Source organism: Olleya sp. KJ81-1 (assembly GCF_055808135.1).
On the sequence record NZ_CM147854.1, the window covers coordinates 350,001 to 352,500 of the forward strand.

Annotated in this window: 2 rRNA genes (1 of these 2 running past the window's edge); both read left to right on the top strand. The window is 41.7% G+C overall.

What is annotated here, in order from left to right:
* Positions 1–1,584: ribosomal RNA gene (locus AC0L3M_RS01680) — 23S ribosomal RNA — on the top strand (it extends 1,234 nt beyond the left edge of the window).
* 103 nt (positions 1,585–1,687) lie between these two features.
* A 5S ribosomal RNA gene (gene rrf / locus AC0L3M_RS01685) occupies positions 1,688–1,794 on the top strand.
* Positions 1,795–2,500: the final 706 nt, after the last annotated feature.

The following is a 2,500-nucleotide window of genomic DNA, read 5'->3' on the forward strand; positions in this document are numbered from 1 at the left end:
CTGTGAGGCATGCTGGAGTAACTACAAAAGAAAATGTAGGCATAAGTAACGATAATGCGGGCGAGAAACCCGCACTCCGAAAGACTAAGGTTTCCTCAGCTATGCTAATCAGCTGAGGGTTAGTCGGGACCTAACGCGAACCCGAAAGGGGTAGTGGATGGACAACAGGTTAATATTCCTGTACCTGCTCTCATTAAAAGTGACGGAGGCGAAAAGTTAGTGCGCACAGACGGAATTGTGCGTTGAAGAGAGTGGTAACACCTCGATAGTACACTAAGACTACGGTCGCGGTGATAATCTAGCGAATCGACTTCCAAGAAAAGCAAGAGAAGCAGCCCGTACCCTAAACCGACACAGGTAGTTGGGATGAGAATTCTAAGGAGCTCGAGAGATTCATGGCTAAGGAACTAGGCAAAATAGACCTGTAACTTCGGGAGAAAGGTCGCCACCCTTCGGGGTGGCCGCAGTGAAAAGGTCCAGGCGACTGTTTATCAAAAACACAGGGCTATGCTAAATTGAAAGATGACGTATATGGCCTGACACCTGCCCGGTGCTGGAAGGTTAAGTGGAGGGTTTAGCTTCGGCGAAGATCTAAAATGAAGCCCCAGTAAACGGCGGCCGTAACTATAACGGTCCTAAGGTAGCGAAATTCCTTGTCGGGTAAGTTCCGACCTGCACGAATGGTGCAACGATCTGGACACTGTCTCAGCCATGAGCTCGGTGAAATTGTAGTATCGGTGAAGATGCCGATTACCCGCTGTGGGACGAAAAGACCCCGTGCACCTTTACTATAGCTTAGTATTGGTTTTGGATAAGTAATGTGTAGGATAGGTGGGAGACTTTGAAGCGGCGTCGCTAGGCGTTGTGGAGTCATTGTTGAAATACCACCCTTTGCTTGTCTAGAGTCTAACCTTCAATGAAGGGACAGTGCTTGGTGGGTAGTTTGACTGGGGTGGTCGCCTCCAAAAGAGTAACGGAGGCTTCTAAAGGTTCCCTCAGCACGCTTGGTAACCGTGCGTAGAGTGCAATGGCATAAGGGAGCTTGACTGAGAGACCTACAAGTCGATCAGGTACGAAAGTAGAGCATAGTGATCCGGTGGTTCCGTATGGAAGGGCCATCGCTCAAAGGATAAAAGGTACGCCGGGGATAACAGGCTGATCTCCCCCAAGAGCTCATATCGACGGGGGGTTTGGCACCTCGATGTCGGCTCGTCACATCCTGGGGCTGGAGAAGGTCCCAAGGGTTGGGCTGTTCGCCCATTAAAGTGGCACGCGAGCTGGGTTCAGAACGTCGTGAGACAGTTCGGTCTCTATCTACAGTGGGCGTTAGAAATTTGAGTGGATCTGACTCTAGTACGAGAGGACCGAGTTGGACTAACCTCTGGTGTATCTGTTGTTCCGCCAGGAGCATTGCAGAGTAGCTACGTTGGGAAGGGATAAGCGCTGAAAGCATATAAGCGCGAAACCCACCACAAGATGAGATTTCTTTAAAGGGTCGTAGGAGATGACTACGTTGATAGGTCATAGGTGTAAAGGCAGTAATGTCATAGCCGAGTGATACTAATAACCCATAGGCTTATTGTACGCCTGTTTTTTATAAAGTTCAATACAAAAATTTTCATGAATCATTTTTTCAATATGTTATTATATACGGTTAAGTAGTTAATACTACATACACCGAAAGATTTAAGGTGATTATAGCGATGGGGCTCACCTCTTACCATTCCGAACAGAGAAGTTAAGCCCATTTGCGCCGATGGTACTGCATTGTGGGAGAGTAGGTCGTCGCCTTTTTAGAGAACCCTTCATATTTATTTATGAAGGGTTTTTTTGTGCTTAAAAATCAAAGTAAATAGGCGAAAAGAAAAAAGATATACTAGTTTTGGTTGTTTTGTGAATAGAATAACTACATCGTAGTTATTTTTAAAAGAATAAGGATATAATGTCTGACTTTTATTAGGAGAATTAAGAATATAATATAATTATTTTAAATGAATGATTATGTGATGGATTAGTAATTGGGGTAATACATAATATGAGTTGGTTTATTATATATATAATTATTGTTTTAATTCTTAAATGAAAATCTTCTAACCTATTAGCAATAAGGCGTTAAAGGATTGTATTAAAATAAAATTAAAAAAAGATTAAAAAAAGGGTTGCGGTAAAGAAAAAGGCTTGTATATTTGCACCCCGAAAACGACGTAACTGATGTTGCTGAGAGTAAAGGAAAACGTTCTAAGATATATTGAAAGTAAAGTTTAAAAAAGAAAAAAAACTTTTTTTAAATAAAGCTTGTGGGATTTAAAAAAGCGAATTATATTTGCACCCGCTTAAGGAAATAACATCTTAAGAGACAGAGAAAAAAGTTCATAAACATATTGAATTGACAGCGTAAGAATTAATTGGAAACGATTAATTCAAACAAACGAGAATAAACCATTTTGAGTACTGAGAACATTATTAATTGTTAAAACATAGTCGTAAGACTTAAAATTTA